This window comes from Amycolatopsis sp. lyj-90, from assembly GCF_046549035.1.
GTDB lineage: Bacteria > Actinomycetota > Actinomycetes > Mycobacteriales > Pseudonocardiaceae > Amycolatopsis.
The window spans coordinates 181,729-202,586 of the sequence record NZ_JAJPWP010000015.1 but is presented as its reverse complement, the minus strand read 5'-3'; the positions used below and the strand labels follow the sequence as shown (position 1 = coordinate 202,586).

General features: G+C 69.1%; 21 protein-coding genes. 12 read left to right on the top strand and 9 right to left on the bottom strand.

Annotated elements, in window-relative coordinates:
- Positions 1-16: 16 nt before the first annotated feature.
- The 7 genes from ACLJPX_RS41540 to ACLJPX_RS41510 are packed head-to-tail and all read left to right on the top strand — an operon-like array spanning position 17 to position 7,361.
- Positions 17-886: an FAD binding domain-containing protein gene (locus ACLJPX_RS41540; protein ID WP_410605671.1), complete on the top strand. Its 870-nt coding sequence runs from the start codon at positions 17-19 to the stop codon at positions 884-886.
- Positions 877-1,347: a (2Fe-2S)-binding protein gene (locus tag ACLJPX_RS41535; protein ID WP_410605670.1), complete on the top strand. Its 471-nt coding sequence runs from the start codon at positions 877-879 to the stop codon at positions 1,345-1,347. Before ACLJPX_RS41540 ends, ACLJPX_RS41535 begins: the two co-directional genes overlap by 10 nt.
- On the top strand, positions 1,344-2,693 hold the full coding sequence (locus ACLJPX_RS41530; RefSeq protein ID WP_410605669.1) for an 8-oxoguanine deaminase: 1,350 nt from the start codon (positions 1,344-1,346) through the stop codon (positions 2,691-2,693). The genes ACLJPX_RS41535 and ACLJPX_RS41530 overlap by 4 nt, the downstream gene beginning before the upstream one ends.
- Positions 2,690-4,993, top strand: coding sequence for a xanthine dehydrogenase subunit D (gene pucD, locus ACLJPX_RS41525; RefSeq protein ID WP_410605668.1), 2,304 nt, complete (start codon positions 2,690-2,692; stop codon positions 4,991-4,993). The genes ACLJPX_RS41530 and pucD overlap by 4 nt, the downstream gene beginning before the upstream one ends.
- A 34-nt stretch (positions 4,994-5,027) precedes the next feature.
- The gene (locus tag ACLJPX_RS41520) at positions 5,028-5,522 is read left to right on the top strand and encodes a nucleoside deaminase (protein ID WP_020630619.1); all 495 of its coding nucleotides are present in this window, start codon (positions 5,028-5,030) and stop codon (positions 5,520-5,522) included.
- A gap of 34 nt (positions 5,523-5,556) precedes the next feature.
- Positions 5,557-6,999, top strand: a complete 1,443-nt coding sequence (locus ACLJPX_RS41515) for an NCS2 family permease (protein ID WP_101609678.1) — start codon at positions 5,557-5,559, stop codon at positions 6,997-6,999.
- Entirely contained in the window at positions 6,990-7,361 is a 372-nt protein-coding gene (locus ACLJPX_RS41510) for a gamma-glutamylcyclotransferase (RefSeq protein ID WP_410605667.1), read from the top strand. The genes ACLJPX_RS41515 and ACLJPX_RS41510 overlap by 10 nt, the downstream gene beginning before the upstream one ends.
- Positions 7,362-7,422: 61 nt before the next feature.
- On the opposite strand, the gene ACLJPX_RS41505 is transcribed toward ACLJPX_RS41510, so the two are convergent.
- Positions 7,423-8,112, bottom strand: coding sequence for a hypothetical protein (locus tag ACLJPX_RS41505; protein ID WP_101609676.1), 690 nt, complete (start codon positions 8,110-8,112; stop codon positions 7,423-7,425).
- Between the two features lie 102 nt (positions 8,113-8,214).
- A complete protein-coding gene (locus ACLJPX_RS41500; protein ID WP_410605698.1) occupies positions 8,215-8,766 on the bottom strand; it encodes a TetR/AcrR family transcriptional regulator in 552 nt (183 codons plus the stop codon).
- Positions 8,767-8,923: 157 nt separating this feature from the next.
- Between ACLJPX_RS41500 and ACLJPX_RS41495 the strand changes: the two genes are divergently transcribed.
- Positions 8,924-9,922, top strand: coding sequence for an SGNH/GDSL hydrolase family protein (locus ACLJPX_RS41495; protein WP_410605666.1), 999 nt, complete (start codon positions 8,924-8,926; stop codon positions 9,920-9,922).
- Between the two features lie 114 nt (positions 9,923-10,036).
- A complete protein-coding gene (locus ACLJPX_RS41490; protein WP_410605665.1) occupies positions 10,037-11,563 on the top strand; it encodes an alpha/beta hydrolase in 1,527 nt (508 codons plus the stop codon).
- Between the two features lie 413 nt (positions 11,564-11,976).
- On the opposite strand, the gene pucL is transcribed toward ACLJPX_RS41490, so the two are convergent.
- From pucL to ACLJPX_RS41470, 4 genes are read right to left on the bottom strand one after another with little or no spacing between them, the layout of a single operon-like run.
- Entirely contained in the window at positions 11,977-12,855 is an 879-nt protein-coding gene (gene pucL / locus ACLJPX_RS41485) for a factor-independent urate hydroxylase (protein WP_410605664.1), read from the bottom strand.
- Between the two features lie 6 nt (positions 12,856-12,861).
- Positions 12,862-13,179, bottom strand: coding sequence for a hydroxyisourate hydrolase (uraH, locus tag ACLJPX_RS41480; RefSeq protein WP_410605663.1), 318 nt, complete (start codon positions 13,177-13,179; stop codon positions 12,862-12,864).
- Positions 13,176-13,667 (bottom strand): 2-oxo-4-hydroxy-4-carboxy-5-ureidoimidazoline decarboxylase, encoded by a 492-nt coding sequence (gene uraD / locus ACLJPX_RS41475; protein WP_410605662.1) that lies wholly within the window; start codon positions 13,665-13,667, stop codon positions 13,176-13,178. Before uraD ends, uraH begins: the two co-directional genes overlap by 4 nt.
- Before the next feature lie 58 nt (positions 13,668-13,725).
- Entirely contained in the window at positions 13,726-14,202 is a 477-nt protein-coding gene (locus ACLJPX_RS41470; RefSeq protein ID WP_378413866.1) for a helix-turn-helix domain-containing protein, read from the bottom strand.
- Between the two features lie 103 nt (positions 14,203-14,305).
- Between ACLJPX_RS41470 and allB the strand changes: the two genes are divergently transcribed.
- Positions 14,306-15,652: an allantoinase AllB gene (allB, locus tag ACLJPX_RS41465; protein WP_410605661.1), complete on the top strand. Its 1,347-nt coding sequence runs from the start codon at positions 14,306-14,308 to the stop codon at positions 15,650-15,652.
- Positions 15,637-16,653 (top strand): allantoicase, encoded by a 1,017-nt coding sequence (gene alc / locus ACLJPX_RS41460; RefSeq protein ID WP_410605660.1) that lies wholly within the window; start codon positions 15,637-15,639, stop codon positions 16,651-16,653. Before allB ends, alc begins: the two co-directional genes overlap by 16 nt.
- On the opposite strand, the gene ACLJPX_RS41455 is transcribed toward alc, so the two are convergent.
- Positions 16,644-16,820, bottom strand: coding sequence for a hypothetical protein (locus tag ACLJPX_RS41455; protein WP_168214377.1), 177 nt, complete (start codon positions 16,818-16,820; stop codon positions 16,644-16,646). The two genes, alc and ACLJPX_RS41455, sit on opposite strands and share 10 nt — an antisense overlap.
- Positions 16,821-16,927: 107 nt before the next feature.
- Between ACLJPX_RS41455 and ACLJPX_RS41450 the strand changes: the two genes are divergently transcribed.
- The gene (locus tag ACLJPX_RS41450; RefSeq protein WP_410605659.1) at positions 16,928-19,045 is read left to right on the top strand and encodes an RICIN domain-containing protein; all 2,118 of its coding nucleotides are present in this window, start codon (positions 16,928-16,930) and stop codon (positions 19,043-19,045) included.
- A gap of 3 nt (positions 19,046-19,048) precedes the next feature.
- Here the strand turns inward: ACLJPX_RS41450 and ACLJPX_RS41445 are convergent, their stop codons facing one another.
- Entirely contained in the window at positions 19,049-19,525 is a 477-nt protein-coding gene (locus ACLJPX_RS41445; RefSeq protein WP_101609665.1) for a CoA-binding protein, read from the bottom strand.
- Positions 19,522-20,811, bottom strand: coding sequence for an O-acetylhomoserine aminocarboxypropyltransferase/cysteine synthase family protein (locus ACLJPX_RS41440; protein ID WP_410605658.1), 1,290 nt, complete (start codon positions 20,809-20,811; stop codon positions 19,522-19,524). The genes ACLJPX_RS41445 and ACLJPX_RS41440 overlap by 4 nt, the downstream gene beginning before the upstream one ends.
- Positions 20,812-20,858: the final 47 nt, after the last annotated feature.

Here is a 20,858-nt window from a genome sequence, read left to right as displayed (position 1 = left end):
ACCGAGGAGCCCGAGAGTGGATTTCCTGCGCCCCAGCTCGCTGACCGAGGCGCTCGCCGTCAAGGCCGAGCGACCCGACGCGGTGCCCATCGCGGGTGGCACGGATGTCATGGTGGAGCTCAACTTCGACCACCGCCGTCCCGGCGCGCTGCTCGATCTCAACCGCGTCACCGAACTCGCCGGGTGGACCGAGACCGACGGCGAGATCCGGCTCGGCGCGTCCGTGCCCTACGTCCGGGTGATCGCTGAGCTGGGTGAAGTTCTGCCCGCGTTAGCGATGGCTTCGCGCACCGTCGGGTCGCCGCAGATCCGCAACCGCGGCACCGTCGGAGGGAACCTGGGCGCCGCCTCGCCCGCCGGCGACACGCATCCCGTGCTGCTCGTGCTCGGCGCCGAGATCGAGGCCGCGTCGGTACGCGGGACGCGGAGGATCCCGGCCGAGGAGTTCTATCTCGGCGTCAAACGCCACGCCCTCGAACCCGACGAGCTGATCACCGCGGTGTACCTGCCCGCCGAGGCCGGTCCGCAGCAGTTCGCCAAGGTCGGGACACGCAACGCGATGGTCATCGCGGTCTGCTCGTTCGCGGTGGCCCTGCACCTGGGGACCCGCGAGGTCCGCGCCGCCGTCGGCTCGGCCGCGCCGACCCCGCGCCGGGCGACCGCCGCCGAAGAATTCCTCTCCGCCGAACTTCCCTGGTCCACCAAGGCTTCGATCACGGACTCGGTCAAACGCCGGTTCGGCGAGCTGGTGTCGGAGGCGTCGTCGCCGATCGACGACGTCCGCGGCAGCGCCGACTACCGCAAACACGCGTTGTCCGTCCTGGCGCGGCGGACGCTGACCTGGGCGTGGAACGACTTCCAGAAGGGTGAACGCGAGTGCGCGTGAACGTGACGATCAACGGCGAGTCCCGGCAGGCCGACGACGTCTGGGAGGGCGAGAGCCTGCTCTACGTGCTTCGCGAGCGGCTCGGCCTCCCGGGCTCCAAGAACGCCTGTGAACAGGGCGAATGCGGGTCCTGCACGGTGTATCTCGACGAGGTCCCGGTGTGTTCGTGCCTGGTCGCGGCCGGTCAGGTCGAGGGCCGCCAGGTCCGCACGGTCGAAGGGCTCGCCGACGGCGACAAGCTGGACAGGGTCCAGCAGTCCTTTGTGGACGCGGGCGCCGTCCAATGTGGCTTCTGCACCCCCGGCCTCGTGGTGGCCGCGCACGATCTGCTCAACCGGGTCGAGAATCCGGCCGACGAGGAGATCCGCGAGGCGCTGGCGGGGAACCTGTGCCGGTGCACCGGGTACGAGAAGATCCTCGACGCCGTCCGGTTGGCCGCGACCAGGGGAGAAACCGCGTGAAGACCGTCATCGAGAACGCCGCGATCGCGACCGTCGACGGCGAGGGCACCGAACACGCCTCGGGCCACGTCGTCATCGAGAACGACCGCATCACGGCGGTCGGCGAAGGCAGGGCTCCCCAGGACGACTACGACGAACGCGTCGACGGCTCCGGATACCTCGTCACGCCCGGGCTGATCAACACCCATCACCACCTGTACCAGTGGGCCACGCGCGGCCTCGCCGCCGACCACACGCTCTTCGAATGGCTCGTCGCGCTGTACCCGATCTGGGGCAGGCTCGACGCCGGGATCACGCACGCGGCGGCCACCGCCGGGCTCAGCCGGCTCGCGACCACCGGCTGCACCACGGTCGCAGACCACCACTACGTCTTCCCGCGTGACGGCGGCGACCAGGTCGAGGCACTCGCCGCCGCGCGGATCCGCGTCGGCGTTCGGCTGCACGTCGTCCGCGGCTCGATGGACCGCGGCGAATCCCAGGGCGGGCTGCCGCCGGACAACCTCGTCGAGGAGACCGAGGCCGCGCTGCTCGGGACCGAGGCCGCGATCGACCGGTTCCACGACGGTTCCGCGGGTGCGCACCTGCAGATCGCGGCCGGGCCGTGCTCGCCGTTCTCGGTGAGCGAGCGGCTGATGACCGGCGCCGCGGAATTGGCGCGCCGTAAGGGTGTCCGTCTCCACACGCACCTCGCCGAGACGGTCGACGAGGAGAAGCAGTGCCTCGCCGAGGTCGGCTGCACCCCGGCCGAGTACGCCGACAAACTCGGCTGGCTGGCCGACGACGTCTGGCTCGCGCACTCGATCCACCTCGCCCCGGAAGCGATCCGGCGGATGGGCGCCACCGGCACCGGCGCGGCGCACTGCCCGACGTCGAACGGGCGGATCGGCGCCGGGATCGCGCCGGTCCGGCAGCTGCTCGACGCCGGGGTGGCGGTCGGGCTGGGCGTCGACGGCGCCGCGTCCAACGAATCCGGCGGCCTCGGCGAAGAGCTGCACCAGTCGCTTCTGCAGGCGCGCCAGCGTGGCGGACCGCGTGCGCTGACCACGCGCGAGGCACTGTGGATGGGCACGATGGGCGGTGCGCGCTGCTTGGGCAGGGAGAAGGACCTCGGCTCGATCGAGGCGGGCAAACTCGCCGACCTCGCGGTCTGGGACCTGAACGGGCTGAACTACGCGGGCATCACCGACCCGGTCGCCGCGCTGGTGCTCGGCGCGACGCCGCCGATCGCGCGGCTGTTCGTCGGCGGCGCGACCGTGGTGACCGGCGGGACGCTGCGCGAGGAATCCGAAGACGAGATCGCCCGCGAGCTGGCCGTGGCCAGTGCCCGGCTGAGGGAGACGCTATGACCTCCACGCAGACGACCACCGAAGTCTCCAAGCAGACCGCCACCGCCACCGGCAACGGCGTGGGCACGAGCCCGCGCCGCCCGGACGGCACGGTCAAGGTGCGCGGCGAGTTCGCCTACTCCTCGGACCTGTGGCACGAGGACATGCTGTGGGGCGCGACGCTGCGCAGCCCGCATCCGTACGCGCGGATCACCGGCATCGACATCACCGACGCCCTTGCCGTGCAAGGGGTCTACGCCGTGCTGACCCACGAAGACGTGCCGGGCGTGAACAAGTACGGCCTGGAGCACTCCGACCAGCCGGTGCTCGCCGTCGACGTCGTGCGCTACCAGGGCGAGCCCGTCGCGCTCGTCGCCGCGGACCACCCCGAGACGGCGCGCCGCGCGATGAAGCGGATCAAGGTCGCCTACGAGGTCCTCGAACCGGTGACGGATTCCGAGAAGGCCGCCGCCGGCGAGGGCGCCGAGCTGCACCCCGGCGGGAACGTCGTGCGATACGCGAAGATCCGGCACGGCGACCAGTCGGTCGAGGCCGACGTCGTGGTGTCCGGTGTCTACGAAGTCGGCATGCAGGACCAGGCCTTCCTCGGGCCCGAGTCGGGTATGGCGATCCCGGACACCGAAGGCGGTGTCGACCTTTACGTCGCCACGCAATGGCTTCACGTCGACCAGCAGCAGATCGTGGCCGCGCTGGGCTTGCCCAAGGACAAGGTGCGGCTGACGCTCGGCGGGGTCGGTGGCGCGTTCGGCGGCCGCGAGGACCTTTCGATCCAGGTCCACGCGTGCTTGCTGGCGTTGCACACCGGCAAGCCGGTCAAGATGGTCTACAACCGCGAAGAATCGTTCTACGGTCACGTGCACCGCCACCCGGCGAAGATGTACTACGAGCACGGCGCTGATAGCGATGGCCGGCTCGTCTATGTGAAGGCGAAGCTGTACCTGGACGGCGGCGCGTACGCCTCGTCCACCGGCGCGGTGGTCGCGAACGCGGCCACTCTCGGCGTCGGACCGTATAATGTGGACAGTGCTTCGGTCGACTGCTGGGGCGTGTACACGAACAATCCGCCCTGCGGCGCGATGCGTGGCTTCGGCGCGGTGCAGGCGGGATTCGCGTATGAGTCCCAAATGGACAAACTCGCCGAAGCCTGCGGAATCGACCCGGTCGACATCCGGATCCTGAACGCGATGGAGGAAGGCAGTCTCATGCCGACCGGGCAGGTGGTCGACTCGGCCGCCCCGGTGGCCGAACTGCTGGAACGCCTGCGTGCCAAGCCCTTGCCCGTCGCACACGAAGAACTGGACCTGCGCCGGATGCCCGGTGGTGTCTCCAACACCACGCACGGCGAAGGTGTCGTCCGGGGAGTCGGGTACGCGGTCGGCATCAAGAACATCTGCTTCTCCGAGGGCTTCGACGACTACTCGACGGCCCGCGTGCGGCTGCAACTCGTCGGCGGCGAACCCGCGGCGACCGTGCACACCGCCGCGTGCGAGGTCGGCCAGGGCCTCGTGACGATCATGCAGCAGATCGTGCGGACCGAACTCGGCATCGAGCAGGTGACGATCCTGCCGATGGACACCAACATCGGCAACGGCGGTTCGACGTCGGCCTCACGGCAGAGTTACGTCACCGGCGGCGCGGTCCAGGCCGCGTGCGTCGCGGTGCGATCCGGGCTGCACAAGCATTTGGCGGGCAAGCTCGCCGCGGACGGGAAGCTGAACGTCGTCGGCGGCAAGGTCGTCGGGGCCGACGGCAGTGTGCTCGCCGACCTCGCGGACGTGCTCGGGGACGAGGTCTTCGACGAGGTCGTCGAATGGCGTCACCGTCCGACGACGCCCATCGATCCCGAGACAGGGCAAGGGAACGCGCACGTCCAGTACGGCTTCGCGGCGCACCGAGCGGTCGTGGACGTCGACACCGAACTCGGGCTGATCAAGGTCGTCGCGCTCGACTGCGCGCAGGACGTCGGCAAGGCGCTCAACCCGCAGGCGGTGCTCGGCCAGATCCAGGGCGGCTCCGCGCAGGGCCTCGGGCTCGCGGTGATGGAGGAGATCCAGACCGTCGACGGGAAGATCCGCAACCCGTCGTTCACCGACTACCTGATCCCGACCGTGCTGGACATGCCGCCGATGGACATCGACGTCCTGGAGCGGCCCGACCCGAACGCGCCGTACGGTCTGCGCGGGGTCGGCGAACCGCCGACGATCTCGTCCACCCCGGCGATCGTCGCGGCCATCCGCGCGGCCACCGGGCTGGCGCTGCCCCGCGTCCCGGTGCGCCCCGAACACCTCACCGGCACCTGAGAACCCCGTACTTTTTCGAGCTAGGAGCACATCCGTGGGTACCCGTCTGTCCATTTCGGAGTCCGACGAGCAGAAATGGCTCGCCGAAGCCGTCCAGTTGGCCACCACGAACGTCGAGCGCGGCGGCGGCCCGTTCGGCGCGATGATCGTCCGGGACGGTTCGGTGCTGGCCACCGGGACCAACCAGGTGACGCCGACGCTGGACCCGACGGCGCACGCCGAGGTGGTCGCGATCCGCGCGGCCTGCCAGGCGATCGGCGACTACAAACTCGACGGCTGTGTCCTCGTGACCTCCTGCGAGCCTTGCCCGCTCTGCCTTTCCGCCGCGCTCTGGGCGCGTGTCGGCAAGGTCGTCTACGCCGCGGACCGCCACGACGCGGCCGAGGCGGGTTTCGACGACCGCGAGTTCTACGACCTCTTTTCCCGCCCGCGCGAGACCTGGTCACTACCCGTCGGCCAACTGTCCCTTCCGGACTCTTTCGCGCCTTTCCAGGCCTGGCTGTCGAAACCCGACAAGAAGGCTTACTGAGTTTCTTCCCGCCCCACAAAGTTGTGGAGTAGGCATGACCCAATTAGGTACAGAGCGTCCCCACCTGCCCTCGCCCGAACCGGGGCGGCTGTCCGGGCTCGACCGCTGGTTCAAGATCTCCCACCGCGGCAGCACGGTCGGCCGCGAGGTGCGCGGCGGGATCACCACGTTCGTCGCGATGTGCTACATCGTGCTGCTCAACCCGCTCATCCTCGGCGCGTCGGCGGACATCACCGGCGCGAGGCTGAGCACCGAGGCGATCACCACCGCGACCGCGCTGGCGGCGGGTGTCACCACGATCCTGATGGGTTTCGTGGGCAACGCGCCGCTGGCGCTCGCGGCCGGTCTCGGCGTCAACGGCGTCGTCGCCTTCCAGATGGCGCCGACCATGACGTGGGCACAGGCCTTCGGGCTCGTCGTCCTCGAGGGCGTCTGCATCGTGTTCATGGCCGTTTCCGGTGTCCGGGAAAGGATCATCAACGCGATCCCGATGCCGCTCAAGGTCGCGATCACCGTCGGCATCGGGCTCTACATCGCGCTGGTCGGCCTGGTCAGCGCCGGATTCGTCACGCGGACACCCGACTCCGCGCAGTCGACCGTGCCGGTGCGGATGGGGATCGCCGGCCATCTCGAAGGCTGGCCGATCGCGATCTTCTGCCTCGGTCTGCTGCTGATGATCGTGCTCGTGAGCCGCGGCGTTCCGGGCGCGGTGCTGATCAGCATCGCGGTCGCGACCGGGCTCGCGGTGCTGGTCAACAGCGTGTTCGAGGTCGACGGCTGGGGGCTGGTCGAACCCAAGGTGCCCGAGCAGGTCGTGGCGCATCCCGATTTCAGCCTGCTGGGGGACATCGACCTGTTCGGCGGCTTCGCGTCGGCGGGGGCGGTGACCGCGGCGGTCTTCCTGTTCACGCTGGTGCTTTCCGGGTTCTTCGACGCGATGGGCACGATCACCTCGGTCTCCGAGGAGGCCGGGCTGGTCAAGGACGGCAAGGTCGAAGGGATGGGCCGGATCCTGCTGGTCGACGGCGCGGGCGCGCTGGCGGGCGGTGTCACCGGTTCGGCGCCGAACACGGTCTTCCTGGAGTCGGCGGCGGGAGTCGGTGAAGGCGCGCGGACCGGGCTGGCGAGCATCGTCACCGGCGGGTTGTTCACCGCGACGCTGTTCCTGACCCCGCTCGCGGCGGTCGTCCCGGCGCAGGCCGCGGCGCCCGCGCTGGTGGTCATCGGCGGCATGATGATGGCCCAGTGCGCGCGGATCCCCTGGCGGGACCTGGACTTCGCGATCCCGGTGTTCCTCACCATCGCGCTGATCCCGTTCACCTACTCGATCACCAACGGCATCGGCGCCGGGCTGGTCGCCTACGTGCTGATCAAGATCTGCAAGGGCAAGATCCGCGAGATCGGCTGGATCCTCGGGATCCTGGCCGCGGTGTTCGGGGTGTACTTCGGGATCGAAGGGATCATGTCGTGGTTCTGATGTTCCTCAACGGCGGCGGGATGCGCGGCGGTCCGCTGCACGAACAGTTGCAGGGCGCGCCGTTGTGCTGCGTGGCCCGATCCGCGCCGAAGTACCACTATTTCTCGGTAAGGGACCGGTTCCCGGCGATGTACGAAGGCGGTTCCGGCTCCGTGGTCGGGGAGGTCTACGACCTGCCGCTCGCGGTCCTGCGGGACCACCTCGTCCCCGCCGAGCCACCGGAACTGGAACTGGGCGTCATCGAACTGGAGGACGGCGCGGCCTGCCTCGCGACCGTCCTGCGTTCATCCTTTGTGGACTCCGACGAGCTGACGGACATCTCCGGCGTGGGGGACTGGCGGGCCTACCTGGCGTCCCGCTAGCGGTCCGTGAAGGCCTCCTTCCCTACCGTCAGAGTAGGGAAGGAGGCCTTCACGGAACAGGTCAGAGCACGAAGACGAGGTCACTCGCCGCCGCGTGGAACATCTCGGGCGTGCCCGCGTAGAAGGCCCGCCAGACGCCGGGCTTGCGGTGTTCGGCCGAAGCCGCGTAGGCCCAGGTGGTGCCGTTCCAGGTGGCGTCCACCGTCGCCGCCGTGGTCCAGCGGTAGGTGCTGAACGAGAAGTACTGGAGCTCGACCGGGATCGGGTTCGCGGTGTACTGGCCGGGGAAGTCGATCGTGCCGGAGCCGGTCACGGCCTTGGCCGCACCGCGGCCCGCCGCGAACGAGGTGATCTTCGCCGGGTGGAGCACGACGATCTTCGGGGTGTCGGCCTGCGAGTTCGCGACCGCCGCGTCGGTGGAGAAGAAGTCGGCGTGGTAGTTGCCGGTGCGGATCGGGGTGAGCGTCGCGCTGTAGGCGCCCGCGGCGTCGGTGACCGGCTTGGCCTGAGCCTCACCGCAGAAGCCGTTGAAGCAGAAGGAAATGCCCACCTCGGCGCCCGCGATCGGGGTGGCGTCGGCCTTCTTGAGCTTGCCGGAGATCGTGACGGTCTTCCCGGCGTCGATCTTCGTGCTGCTGGTGGTCGTGGTGAGGGTGGACGGCTGGACCTCGGCGGCGGTCGCGGGCACCGCGACGGCGGTCAGCAGGGCGGCGGCCGCGATGGTGCCGATCACGAGCTTCCTGATGATCATGTGCTCCCCAAACGGAATTCGGCGTTGACGACCGCTAGGTCGATCGGAAGCCGTTGCGCGTTGCGGAGAAACCCCGGAGTTCAGAAGCCCGCCGTCGGTGCTTCACGCGTCTGGGAACAGCGTGCGCGCCAACGCGACCGACGAAACCCCCGCGACCTCGAGCGCTTCGGTGTTACGCAGCGATCGGCTCAACACGAACGCCCCTTCGAGACTGTTCACCAACGCGATCGTGAGCTGTCGCGCCGCCGCGGGTTCGAGGCCGTACTTGCCCAGCTTCTCGGTACCTGTCTCGATCCACGCGGTGAAGACGTCGGCCGTCGCGATCCGCAGCTTCTCGTTGGTGCTCGCGACCTCCAGCGCGACCGTCGCGATGGGGCACGCGTCGGCGTAGTCGGTCGCCTGGAGTGTCTCGGCCGCGCTCGCGAAGCACGCTTCGATCCCGTGGATCAGGTCCGGCTCGTCGGCGAAGAAGATCTCGAACAGCGCGAGGTACATCATCCCGGAGGTGCGGATGACCTCTTCGCCGAGTTGCTCCTTGCCGCCGGGGAAGAAGTGGTAGAGCGAGCCGAACGGCGCTTTCGCGGCCTCGACGATCTGCTTGACCCCGGTGCCGGTGTACCCGTTGCGCCTCAGCAGCTCGGCGCCGGCGTTCACAATGCGTTCCCGTGTTCCTGTCACGCTCCCATGATAGAGCGTTCTATCAAGTGGCGTTCTCACCCCTGAAACGTGAAAGATGCTCACTTCTATTGTGGACGGAGGTGGGAACTTGTCAGGATCGGCCGGTAGTCCAACGACGGATCACGAGGTCGCCATGCGCCGTACCGCCCGACTTGTCCTCGCCACGCTGCTGGCTGTCGTCTCCCTAGCGAGTTTGGGGACGCCGGCGAGCGCTGCGGAGAGCCCCGCCTTCCGCAAGTACGTCGCCCTCGGCGACTCGTACACCGCGGGCCCGCTGATCCCGTGGCAGCAGGCGAGCTGGTGCTTCCGGTCGAACAACAACTATCCGGCCTGGCTGGCCACCAAGCTCGGGCTCTACTACAAGCCGGGCGCGTTCACCGACGTCAGCTGCTCGTCGGCGGACACCACGAACATGACCAGCCCGCAGACGGTGCCCTCGCCGAGTCTGGCGCTGGGCAGCGTGCCGCCGCAGTTCGACGCCCTGACCCTGGACACGGACCTGGTGACCATCGGCATCGGCGGCAACGACTACAGCGTCTTCGGCAGCCTGATCGGCACCTGCCCCGAACTGCGCGACGACGACCCGACCGGCTCGCCGTGCAAGGACCACTTCACGATCAACGGCAAGGACACCCTGCTCGCGGCGCTCGCGAACACCCAGCGCAACCTCGAACGCGTCGTCAAGGGGGTCCGTGAGCGGTCACCGGCCGCCACCATCGTGCTGGTCGGCTACCCGAGGATCGTGCCGTCGAAGGGCTATTGCCCCAGCGTGGTCCCGTTCGCCGACGGCGACTACGCCTGGGCCGACGAGGTCGAACGCGCGCTCAACAAGGCCGTCTCCACCGCCGCCCGCAAGCAGGGCGCCCGTTACGTCGACACCTACGGCCCGAGCCGGGGCCACGACGCCTGCTCCGGTGACGCGGCGTGGGTCAGCGGCAAGGACACCAACCTCTTCCGCGCGGTCGCGTACCACCCGTACGCGGCGGGAATGAAGGCCGAAGCCGACCTGGTCTTCAAGGCGCTGGGCGGCACCACCGCCGCGTCCACGAAGGCGCCGGACGCGCGGAACGCGACCACTTCGGACGAACTCCAGCGGAAGGCCGCCGCGGCGGGACTTGTGCCGCGGACCTAGCCACCCTCAATCCTTGGTTCACCTTCCGGCGCTACCTGCGGTCGATGTTCGCGCGGCAGGCCCGGCCCTAGCGTCGAGATCCGTTGGGAAACCAAGGAAAGAAGGGGGCAGCAGATGAAGCGGCTACTGACCGCCGGGGTGATCCCGGTGGTCGTGGGCGGACTGCTCGCCGGGGCCTTGCCGGCTTCGGCGAGCACGCTGAACACGACGAACATCCCGGATCGCTACACCGGCCAGACACTCGATTGGCATGCTTGCGCGGCGGAGGAGCTGATCACGTTGCCGCCGGGCACCGACATCGGCGGACTCGAATGCGCGACCTACCGCACGCCCCGCGACTGGGACCGCGCGGCGGAGCGACAGGATCTGACCATCGCGGTCAGCAGGCTGAAGTCGACCGGACCGTCGACGGCGTCGGTGCTCACCAACCCGGGCGGGCCGGGCGGCGCCGGGCGCTGGTTCCCGGTCACGTTCCGCGGGCAGGAGAAGCTGCGGCAACACCAGGACGTCATCGGCATCGACGTCCGGGGGACCGGCAAGAGCACCAACGTCACCTGCCGTGGCACCGCGGACCTCGTCCGCCGGCTGGACCCGCGCGACCGCGATCCGCGCAACCTGAACCAGATCCTGGCCAACGCGGAACACGTGGCCAAGTCCTGTCAGGCCGCCAGTGGCGAACTCGGGCCGCTGATCACCACCTACCAGACGATCAAGGACTTCGACCTGCTCCGGGTGCTGCTCGGCCGGGAGAAGATCAACTGGGTGGGCTACTCGGGCGGCACCTGGCTGGGCGCGCACTACGCGCAGCAGTTCCCCCAGCGGACCGGGCGGTTCGTGCTGGACTCTTCGACGGAGTTCACCACGACGTGGCAGAACTCGTTCAACCGGCAGGCGGTCGGGTTCGAACGACGCTGGCGGCAGGACTTCCTGCCGTGGATGGCGCGCTACGACGCCAAGTACCACTTCGGCACCAGCGGCGAAGAGGTCCGGCAGGCCTACGAGCGGCTCCGGTACACCTTGTCGCGTCATCCGCTCAACGGCAACGGGCCGATGGAGCTCGAAGGTGCGATGGTCTACATGCTCTACAAGAAGCAGTCCTTCCCGGCGCTGGCCGACCTGCTGGTCAAGGTCCGCGCGGGGCTGGAAAACGGGGAGCAGGCGAAGGCCGACGCGCTCGCCGCCGTCAAGGACGCGGGGGACTTCCCCGACGCGCAGGACGCCACGTTCTGGAACACCCTCTGCGGGGAAGGCCGGTTCGCCGGCACCCGCGAGTCGCTGATCCGCGACTCGCAGCGGAACCTCGACCGGGGGCTGCTCATGGCGGGCGGCGGCGTGCTGAACGCCTCGGTCTGCCTGTTCTGGGACAAGCAACCGCGTCCGCTGCCGAAGCTGGACGGCAAGGGTGTCCCGCCGGTGCTGATCGTCCAGTCCGAGCACGACCCGGCGACGCCGATCGAGGGAGCCCGGAAGGCGCATGCCGGGTTCGCGAACTCGCGGATGCTGACGGTCACCGGCGAAGGTGACCACGGGCTCTACGCGACCGGCAACGCCGCAGTGGACAAGGTCGTGGACGCGTACCTGGCCGACGGGGTCGTCCCCGCCGACCAGAGCGTGCCCGGGATGCCGCTGCCGGTTCCCTAGCGAGGGTCTTGAGGTGCAGGGCAAAGGTGTCGCGCGGGGCGTGGCCTGGTGACTGTGTGGATTTCGGGACGTCAGATGTCCTGAAATCCACACAGTCCCGCCTCGCCTGCCCGATCGCCGTAGCACCCGTCCGCCTGAGGGCGGCGTTGCGAAGGGCGCTTTCGCAACACCGTCGCCCGGCGGATCGGCGCTGGGTCGTGAGTGGCGATTCGGGTTAGTGCCGAAGGGGTCTTAGGTACATGAAGGCCCCCTTCCTGTACCTAGGCGCAAGGAAGGGGGCCTTCATGTACTGCGGGTCGAGTTTTAGGACTTTCGCGACACGGCCGCTGGGCATCACGAACTTGCGAACACTGGCACGCAAATAGAACCCGAATCGCCACTCACGACCGCCTGGACCGCGGCCTCACTGCACCCTAGAAGGCGGCGAGGGTGTGCCAAGCCAGGCCGGCGTCCTCCGCGTCATCGCGCAGGACCACACCCTCGATCAGGCCGTACGGCCGGTCGGCGGCGTAGAAGACCTCGTTGTCGTTCTTCAACCCGAACGGCGACAGGTCCACCAGGAAGTGGTGCTTGTTCGGCAGTGACAGCCGGACTTCGGCGACCTCTTCGCGTTCCTCGAGCACGGCCTCTCCCATCGCGTACAGCGTTTGCTGCAGGGAGAGGCTGTACTTGTCCGCGAAGGTCTCCAGCAGGATCCGCCGGACCTCGGCGTGGCTCGCCGCCCAGTCGATGCCGTCACCTTGGTAACGCCAGCGAGCGGTCACGGCGGTCGCGAGGATCCGGTCGTTCGTCTCGGCCAGCGTCGTGTACTCGTCCCGCGGGAAGCCGTGGAACTCCGAACCGGTCGACTTGAGCACGACGAGATCGTCCAAACCGGACACCACCCGGGCCTGACCGTCCTGAATGGTCACCGCGGTCGTGCGCTTTTCGCTGCCCGCCTGGGAGAACGCGTGGTCATGTCCGGAGATGCGGTTCCAGCCATGCTCGTCGATCAGGACCCGGGCGCCGGAGATGTGCTCGAACGAGTCGACGAAATGCCGTCCGAGGCGGAGCGCGAAGTCCTCGATCTCACCGACCGGGGCCTCCTTGGCGAAGGCGTAGACGGTGTTCTTCTGGGTGTCGGTCGCGACGACGTCGGCGTTGTCGCCGGTGAGGTGCGTGGCCGCGAGGTCGCCGCGCAGCGACGTCGAAACGGTGAGGTCCTTGAGGTGATGGACGGTGCCTTCGCGCCGCACGGTGACGAGCCGGACTTCGGCCTTGCCGTACTGGTTGGGGCCCAGGGTGATGGCCACGGGCGATCAGCTCCCTCGATAGGTGGAATAGGCGAACGGGCTGAGCAGCAACGGCACGTGGTGGTGCTCGGTCCCGTCGGCGATGCGGAAGGTCAAGATGACTTCGGGGAAGAAGGAGTCCGGGCCGAGGTGGGCGCCGGTGTCGAAGACCAGCCGGTACACCCCGGGGTCGAGGGTTTCCGGGCCCAGGTCGCGGATCCGGCCGTCGGCGTCGGTCCGGCCCTCGGCGATCGGTTCGCCCGCGCCGGTTTCGAGCCGGACCCCGATCCCGGCCGCCGGGCGTCCCGCGGCGGTGTCGAGGATGTGCGTGGTCACCAGGCTCATGACGTCACCGCCTTTTCCAGCCGCAGCGCGGCGATCTTGGCCAGCTCTTGACCGGCCACTTCGAGTTCCTTCTCCGGATCGTTCGAGAGCCTCGAACGGAGGTTTTCCAGCAGTTCGGGGCCGCTCCGGCCGCTCGCGCAGACCAGGAACACGTGCCCGAACGTCGCTTCGTACTCGGCGTTGGCCGCCGCGAACTCACGCGCCGCGGAACCGTCCACACCGGACTGTTCCGAGCGCGACCAACCGGCTTCGGTGCTCTCGCCGGCCGATTTCTCCCCGATCCGGGGATGGGCGGCCATCGCCTGCCGGATCTCGCCGGGGCGCAGCGGGGTCAGCGACTCGGACGCGGCGAGCAGGGCGGCCAGGTCGGTGTAAGGGCGCCTGGCCAGCAGGGTTTCCACCCAGCGCGGGACGTCGAGGCAGGCTGTCAGCACCGGCCGGACGTCCTGAGCGGGTGCCTGGTCGAACTCTCGAATGGTGAGCGGCACGGGAACCGACGGTACGGCGACGGATCCGCCTCCGTCAACATTTTGTTGAATTCACTCTTCAGTCTTGGTCGCGGTTGAGGTAGTTGTAGACCGTGAACCTCGTGACCCCCAGCGCCTCGGCGACGGTCGACACCGATTTGCGGAGGCCGAACGCGCCGCGTTCCTTGAGCAGCCGCACTGCGCGCTGCTTGGCGGCGCGGTCGAGGGTGTCGAGCTTGCCACCCAGCTCGCGTTCGACGTCGCCGATGAGCCGGGCGAGGGCGCTGTGCAGTTCGACGGCCGGCTCGCCCGCGTCGTCGCCGACCTGCCGGAGTTGGAGGGTCACGCGGGTCGCGCCGCCGTCGAGTGCCGCCCTGGCGATGGCGGGGAGCGCGTCGAGCAGGGTGTCGGCGTCGCCGCGGACGAGGGTGCCAAGCGGGCCGAAGTCGGCCGAGAGGCCCGCGCCCTCCGCCGTGTCGCGCGCTTTGACGGCATGCTCGGGTGGCGGGCCCTCGCCGTGGAACGGTTCGCTGGTGAACTCGGCTTCTAACTGCACCCAGCGAAGGTAGCGCCGCCGAGGCTCATTGACGAGCAGGGTGGCCGGAGTTAATGTCGGAGTGCGAAACCTCGATTCCACTCAGTGGAAATTGGGAGTATCAATGGACCTGGTGATCAAAGCCGCCCGAGCCGTGACGGCAGCAGGCGAAGTGCCCGCGACGGTCGGCATCGAGGATGGCCGCATCGTCGTGGTGGAACCGGCCGGAGCCGCGCTGGACGGCGATCGGGTGCTCGAACTCGGCGAGGACGTCGTCCTGCTGCCGGGTCTCGTGGACACCCACGTGCACGTCAACGATCCGGGCCGCAGTGAATGGGAGGGTTTCGCTTCGGCGACCCGCGCGGCCGCGGCGGGCGGGGTCACCACGATCGTGGACATGCCGCTGAACAGCCTGCCGCCGACGGTCGACGTCGCGGCGCTGGAGGTGAAGCGCAAGGCCGCCGAGGGGCGCGTGCACGTCGACGTCGGATTCTGGGGCGGTGCCATCCCGGGCAATCTGGCGGATCTGCGGGGGCTGCACGAGGCCGGGGTGTTCGGCTTCAAGTCGTTCCTGCTGCACTCCGGCGTCGACGAGTTCCCGCCGCTGGACGCGCGCGGGCTCGAAGAAGCGATGACCGAACTGCGGACCTTCGACGGCATGATCATCGTGCACGCGGAGGACTCCGACGCGATCGATCACGCGCCCGATCCGCACGGCGAGAAGTACGAAGACTTCCTGCACTCGCGTCCGCGTGGCGCGGAGAACGTGGCGATCGCGCAGGTCATCGAACTCGCCAGGAAGACCGGCGTGCGCGCGCACATCCTGCATCTGTCCTCTTCGGACGCGCTGCCGATGGTCGAGAGCGCGCGGCGCGACGGCGTCCGGCTGACCGCCGAGACCTGCCCGCACTACCTGAGTTTCACCGCGGAGGAGATCGGCGACGGGGCGACGCAGTTCAAGTGCTGCCCGCCGATCCGTGAGGCCGGGAACCGTGAACTGTTGTGGCAGGGCCTCGCGGACGGCGTCATCGACTGCGTCGTGACCGACCATTCGCCGTGCACGCCGGAGCTGAAACGCTTCGACAGCGGCGATTTCGGGCTCGCCTGGGGCGGGATCGCCGGCCTGCAACTCGGTCTGCCCGCGGTCTGGACACAGGCGCGGCAGCGCGGGTTCGCGCTCACCGACGTCGTCCGCTGGATGGCCGAACATCCGGCCGCGCAGGCGGGGATGCGCCGCAAGGGCCACCTCGCGCCGGGCTACGACGCCGACTTCAGCGTGTTCGCGCCCGACGACGCGTTCGTCGTCGACGTCGCGAAATTGAAGCACCGCAACCCGGTCAGCGCCTACCACGGACGTCCGCTCGCCGGTGTCGTGCGGAGCACGTGGTTGCGCGGCAGGGAGATCACCGGTGAAGACCCGGCAGGCGTCCTGCTGACCCGGGATGAGGAGCTGAGATGGAGGAGACCGTGAACGACCGTCCTGAGTGGACAAAGCTGCCCGATCTGGCCTCGCGCAAGTTCGGCGGGACCGTGATGTGGGCGACGGATGAGTTGTTCGCCGAGAAGGAGAATCTGGTCAATCCCTGGACGCCCGCGCACCGGGCGGAGACCTTCGGCCCCAAGGGCCAAGTCTACGACGGCTGGGAGACCCGGCGGCACCGTGAGCCGGGAGACGACCAGGCCGTCGTCCGGCTCGGCCTGGCGGGCGCGATCACCGGCGTCGTCGTGGACACCGCGTTCTTCAAGGGGAACTACCCGCCGTTTGTCTCGGTCGAGGCGTGCGCCGTCGAGGGCTATCCGAGTGCGGCCGAAGTATCCGAAGCCGACTGGGACGTGCTGGTCAAACGCGGCTCGGCCTCGGGTCATACGGAGAACTTCTTCGAGGTCGGCGGGAGCAAGCGCTACACGCACGTCCGGCTGACCATGCACCCGGACGGCGGTGTCGCCCGGCTGCGGGTGCACGGCACACCGATCCCGGACCCGCGGCTGCTCGACCTCGGCGCGCTGGACCTCGCGGCCCTGGAGAACGGCGCGGTCGTCACCGGATGCAGCGACATGTTCTATTCCTCGCCCAACAATCTCTTCTCGCCCGGGCTCGCCGCACACCAGGCCGAGGGCTGGGAGACGTCCCGCCGCCGTGACGACGGGAACGACTGGGTCACCGTCCGGCTCGCCGGCGCGGGCGTCGTCCGGTTCGCCGAACTGGACAACAGCAACCTGAAGGGCAACGCGCCTGGCTGGGCGGCGTTGAGTGGGCGGGACGGCGATGGCGAATGGGTCGAGCTGCTGCCGAAGACCCGCCTGCAGCCGGACACGCGGCACCGGTTCGCGCTCGCTTCGGGACCTGAGGTGACCGAAGTCCGTCTCGACATCTATCCCGACGGCGGCATGGCGCGCCTACGTCTCTTCGGCGCCCTGACCGACCGAGGCCGTGCGGACCTCGCTTCGCGCTTCGAGGGTGCTCAGGGCTGAGCGCCCGGCCGGTTCAGGTACGCGGAGAGCAGCGAGAGGACGGTTCCGACCGAGAAGATCGCGGTGAGCCACCAAGCGCCGCCGATGGACAGGTTCCATACCAGGGCACCGACCATGAGCAATGCCATGACGATGTTCCTGAGCTGCAGCGGAGTCGGTTTGGCCATACCGCACCCTCTCACGCGGCCGGATTTTTTCGAGCGGCGGGCAACCCCGTGGATGTGACATGCGTAAGCGATGTGTCACCGTGTCATCCACGATTGGGGAGATCGAAGTGCAAGCCGAAACCCGAAGAATCCCGCGGCGGGGCCTCGCGCTCGTCGCCGCGTGCCTGGCCGGGAGCGCCGTTCTCGCTGCTCCCGCGCAAGCGACGTCACCCGAAACGGCAGCCCGATCGCAGAACAAGCCGGTCGAGATCCTCTCCGAGCGTACGGAGAACTCGGCCACCTTCGCCAATCCCGACGGTTCCCGCACCACCCAGGTGCACGGCGGCCCGGTCCACGTCCGCCGCGGCGGTGACTGGACCCCTGTCGATCTGACGCTGGTGAAGGGCCCCGACGGCCTCGTCCGGCCGAAGGCGCATCCCCGTGACCTCGTGCTGACGGGCGCGAGCGGCAAGAGCGGGGATCTCGCCACCGTGCAGAGCCGGGACGGGAAGGTCGCCCTGCAGTATCCGGGCGCGCTGCCCGAACCGGTGCTCACCGGCGAGGTCGCCACCTATCCGGAGGTCCAGCCCGGCGTCGACCTGCAGGTCAAGGCCACGCGGACCGGTTTCGAGCAGTTCTTCGTGGTCAAGCGCCGTCCCGATCGCGCGCTGACGTTCGCCCTTCCGCTGCGGGCCACCGGGCTCACGCCGCGCACCGACGCGGACGGGAACACGGCGCTCGTCACGGCGTCCGGTGACGTGGTGGGCAGCGTGCCCGCCGCCGAGATGTGGGACTCGCGGATCGACCAGCGCAGCGGCGACCCGGCCGCGAAGGTGAAGGTCGGCAAGGTCGTGTCGGCCAAGGAGCGGGGGACCCTCGGCCTGAACGTGACGCCGGACGCGGGCTACTTCGCCGACCCGGCGCGCGCCTATCCGGTCATCGTCGATCCCGGTGTTTCGGTGTGGACGAACTTCGACACCTTCACGCAGTCGAACATCGCCACCACCGACCAGTCGGGTGCCACCGAACTCCGCATCGGCACCTACGACGGCGGAGCCACGAAGGCCCGGTCGTATCTCCACTTCGACGTGTCGCGGTTCCGTGGCGCGGAGATCGAGTCGGCCACTTTGGCCTTGTGGGGCAACCACTCCTACTCGTGCTCGCCGCGCAACTGGGAGATCTGGGACACCGCCCTGGTGGGCACCGGCACCCGCTGGGCGAACCAGCCGGCGCCCGGCACCCGCTGGGCGACGACGAACGCGACCCGCGGCTACAGCGCGGCTTGTGCGGCCGATTGGGTCCGGACGCCGATCGGGAACCTGATCGGTGCCTGGGCGGGCGCCGGGGTCACGACCGGTTCGATGCTGCTGAAGGCGGAGAACGAGGCGGATTCGTCCGGCTGGAAGAAGTTCTCGTCCAGCGAGGGCGGCAAGTCGCCGTACCTCGAGGTGACGTACCGGAACCAGCGGCCGAATCCCGCCGCCGGGCACGACATCTCGGATCGTGTCGACTCCGGCGGCGTCACCTACACGAAGTCCCTGACCCCGACGCTGCGCTTCACGCCGACGGACCCCGACGGCGGCAACGTCACCGCAGTCTTCTATGTCTACGAAGGCGAAACGATGATCGGGGACTTCTGGCAGTGGGACGTCCCGTCCGGCACCACCGCGACCTGGACGGCGCCGCCGGGGCTGTTGCAGGAGGGCCACGACTACCGGTTCCGGGCCACCACCTTCGACCCGGGCGGGGAGTTCGGGGACGACGCCTGGGTCTCGCTGCAAGCGGTGTCGAGCGGCCTCTACGCCGACGTCGCCGCGTGCGGCTGGAACAACGGGACCAAGGTCCAGCAGTGGCCGTCGAACGGCGCGGACTGCCAGAAGTTCTTCCCGTGGGGCACCGGTGACGGCTACTACCAGTTCCGCGCCAAGCATTCCGGGCAGGTGCTGGACAACACCGGCTGCAGTACGGCCAGCGGGAACCCGGTGACCACCTACGACCGCGTCGCGGGCGCGTGCCAGAAGTGGACGATCGAACCGCAGGGCGTCGGCACCGGGGTGTACCGGTACGCCGTGCAGAACGCGGGCAAACTGCTGGACCAGGGCTGCACCGCGGGCCAGGGGGCACCGCTGTTCATCTGGGACCGCGTCCCGGGACGCGGCTGCCAGAACTGGCGGATGCCGGTGTCGCCGGCGAACGGGGTCACCGTGCAGTGGCTGCCGTTCACGGTGAACACGGCGGCGGAATAGCGGTCAGGGAGCGGACTGGCGGCGGGAGCTGATCACGCCGGTGTTGAAACCGGCGAGGTGGAGCCCACCGGCGAACCGGGCGTGCTCGATCTTGACGCAGCGGTTCATCACCACGTCCAGTCCGGCTTCCTTGGCCTGATCGGCGACGGGTTCGTGCCACAGGCCCAGTTGCAGCCAGAGCGTGCGCGCTCCGGCCCTGACGACCTCCTCGGCGACGCCGGGGAGGTCGTCGTGCTTGCGGAACACGCTGACCAGGTCGACCTCGCCGGGCACGTCGGCCAGCGACGGGTACACCGGCCGCCCGAGGAGTTCGTCCAGCCTCGGATTCACGAAGTTGACCTGGTACTCGCTGGAGGAGAGCAGGTACGTCGCGACGAAGTAGCTCGGCCTCGCCGGATTGTTCGAGGCACCGACGATGGTCACGGACTTCGTCCGCGAGAGGAGGCGGCGGCGTTCGACCGCGCCGACGTCGTAGCTCATCCCGCCACCGCCTTGCCGAGTGCCTGATCGAGATCCCACAGGATGTCGTCGACGTCCTCCAGGCCGATCGACAGGCGGATCAGGTCCGCGCCGACGCCCGCCGCGCGCAGCTGGTCCTCGGAAAGCTGCTGGTGCGTGGTGGACGCCGGGTGGATGACCAGCGTCCGCGCGTCCCCGACGTTCGCCAGATGCGACAGCAGTTCGACGGAGTTGACGAACGTTTCCCCTGCCGCCCGGCCGCCTTCGATGCCGAAGGAGAACACGGCGCCGGGCCCGGCGGGCAGGTACTTCTTCGCCCGGTCGTGATGCGGGTGATCCGGCAGGCCCGCGTAGTTCACCCAGGCCACGCGCGGATCCGCGGCGAGGTACTCCGCGACGGCTCGTGCGTTGGCGATGTGGGCGTCCATCCGCTGTGGCAGGGTCTCGACCCCTTGCAGCAGAAGGAAGGCCGAGTGCGGGGAGAGGACGGCGCCGATATCGCGCAACTGCTCGGCGCGCAGCCGGGTGCAGAAGGCGTACTCGCCGAAGTTCTCCCAGTACTTCAGGCCGCCATAGCTCTCGACGGCCTCGGTCATCCTCGGGAACTTCCCGTTGCCCCAGTCGAACTTCCCGGATTCGACGATCACCCCGCCGAGAGTGGTGCCGTGCCCGCCGAGGAATTTCGTCGCGGAATGCAGCACGATGTCCGCGCCGTGCTCGATCGGACGGCACAGGTACGGCGTCGCGAGGGTGGCGTCGACGACCAGCGGGATGTCGTGCGAATGCGCGAGTTCGGCCAGCCCGGCGAGGTCGGCGATCCCGCCACCGGGATTGCCGATGACCTCGGTGAAGATCAGCTTCGTCCGGTCGGTGACGGCGGCCGCGTAGTCCTCGATGCGGTCTCCGCTGACGAAGGTGGTCTCGATGCCGAAGCGGCGCAGCGTGCCGGTGAGCTGGGTGACCGTCCCGCCGTAGAGCCCGCCCGCCGAGACGATGTGGTCCCCGGCCTCGGCCAGCGCGGAGAAGGTGAGGAACTCGGCCGCCTGGCCACTGCTCGTGGCGACACCGCCGATCGCGCCTTCGAGGCTGGCCAGGCGTTCCTCGAAGGCCGCGACCGTCGGATTGCCGATGCGGCTGTAGACGTTGCCGTACTTCTGCAGCGCGAACAGGTTCGCCGCGTCGGCCGCGTCCTCGAAGACGAAGCTCGTGGTCTGGTAGATGGGCACGGCGCGGGCGCCGGTCGCCGGGTCGGGCGTCCCGCCCGCGTGCAGGGCGCGGGTGCGGAAACCCCAGGTGCGTTCACTCATCGCGACCGACGCTACCTCGCGTCCCACCCCGTGACCATCGTTCCCAG